Below are 1,673 nucleotides of genomic sequence, written 5' to 3'. Positions count from 1 at the left end.
GAGCGGCCGGTCGGGGTCGACGTCCCGTTCCGCCGGTCCGGGCACACCAGTCTCGTCCTCCACGCGCCCCAGCCTAACGGCCGGACGAACGCAGGCGGCGCAGGAGCCTCGACCACCTGCTCCCGGGCGGGGGCACCGGGGCGCCTGTGGGTTCCCGGGTCGGCTCCTCCCCGAGGAGGCGGAGGCGCTCCCGCAGATCACCGGGCATGTGGATCGGCCCGGATCCCCGGAGAGCGCGACGTGCGTCCTGTTGTTCGGCCACCTCGCGTCGACACTGCGGGCACAGAGCGAGGTGGGCGTCCGCGCGGACCTGTCCCGCGGGCGGGAGGCAGCCGTCCACGTACGCTGCCGCCGCCTCGGTGGAGAGGTGGTCGGTGGAGAGGAAGTGCGGTTCTGATCGAGGGGGTGGCGTACTCCCGGCGACCTCACGGACCGAGTCCCGCGACAACCGGTACTCGGGAGTGGACCCGCGTCCTGACTGGTGTCGGTCCACCCTCGCGCCTCCTCGTCCGTCTGCCCTCGGGGCCGGGCTCTGACCGCCCGGGATGATCAACGCACGGGATACTCCGGTGGTTCCCGGGAGCTCCCGGGGGGATCAGTCGACGCTCTGGTGGACCCCGGTCACACCGGCCGCCTCGAGCTCGGCACGCAACGCGGAACGACCCCGGTGGATGCGGCTGCGGACCGTCCCCATCTTGACCCCGAGGATCCGGCCGACCTCCTCGTAGCTGAGGTCCTCGATGTCGCACAGCACCACCGCCGCGCGGAACTCCGGGGAGAGGTTGGCCAGGGCGGTCTGCAGGACCGGGTCGAAGGTCTCCTCCGACAGGACCTGCTCCGGACTGCGCTCACGACCCGGCACCCGCTCGGCGTCCTCCGGGAGCGCCTCGAAGCGGATGCGAGACCGACGCCGCGCCATGTCGAGGAAGAGGTTGGTGACGATCCGGTGCATCCATCCCTCGAAGGTGCCCGGCTTGTACTTGTCCAGGGACCTGAACACCCGGATGAACGCCTCCTGGGTGATGTCCTCCGCGTCGTGGGCGTTGCCGCAGAGCCGGAATGCGAGCCGGTAGACCCTGTCCCCGTGCTGGGCGACGAGCTGGGACCAGGAGGGCATGTCGGCGGCGTCACCACTCGCGTCGAAGCGGGCGGTACCGACCGCCTCGTCGTGGTCACCGCCGGGAGCGATCGCCGTCTCGTGCACCGTCTGCGAGTACATGCGCTGCCGCCGCCTTCCGGCGCGGGCTTCTCGCAAGTCGTCCGCGCGGTGTTCCGTCGCCCCCTCGTGGAACGACGTGTGCCCACCCTCTCTCATCGGGCTGTCCTCACGGTATACCCGTACTGAGATCCCCCTGAGAGTCTCATACCGATCCGATCACCGCGCGTTGGACACGTCGTCCGCGTGCGCGGCGATACGCTGCTCGGGTGTCCGATTCGACTGACGTCCCCGCCTCCGACCGTTCCCGGCTCGCCGACCTCGCGCGCCGCAGCTCCGATCTGGTCGACGACTCGCTCTACGCCCCCGCCCGTGCGGACGCGGCCGAACTGGGTGCCGCCTCTCCGGACGCGCTGACCGCCGAGGTGATCCGGCTGGTCGCCCGACTGACCGGAGCCCGCACCGCGGTGTGCATCTCGCCCGCTCCCGGCGTGCCCGCCCTGGCGATCCTGGCGGC

The 1,673-nt window shown here is 71.5% G+C and carries 2 protein-coding genes and 1 pseudogene; 1 reads left to right on the top strand and 2 read right to left on the bottom strand.

Annotated features, from left to right (window positions below):
- Nucleotides 1-73: 73 nt before the first annotated feature.
- On the bottom strand, nucleotides 74-340 hold the full coding sequence (locus tag G6021_RS13865) for a hypothetical protein (RefSeq protein WP_344393342.1): 267 nt from the start codon (nucleotides 338-340) through the stop codon (nucleotides 74-76).
- Nucleotides 341-595: 255 nt separating this feature from the next.
- The gene (sigE, locus tag G6021_RS13860; RefSeq protein WP_179525588.1) at nucleotides 596-1,219 is read right to left on the bottom strand and encodes an RNA polymerase sigma factor SigE; all 624 of its coding nucleotides are present in this window, start codon (nucleotides 1,217-1,219) and stop codon (nucleotides 596-598) included.
- A 206-nt stretch (nucleotides 1,220-1,425) separates the two neighbouring features.
- Here sigE and G6021_RS13855 point away from each other — a divergent pair.
- Nucleotides 1,426-1,673: pseudogene (locus tag G6021_RS13855) on the top strand (hypothetical protein); the annotation flags it as partial.

The organism is Dietzia sp. CW19, assembly GCF_014145265.1.
GTDB lineage: Bacteria > Actinomycetota > Actinomycetes > Mycobacteriales > Mycobacteriaceae > Dietzia > Dietzia natronolimnaea.
Note: the sequence above shows the minus strand (reverse complement) of the source record. Positions and strands in the feature narration are given on the sequence as shown.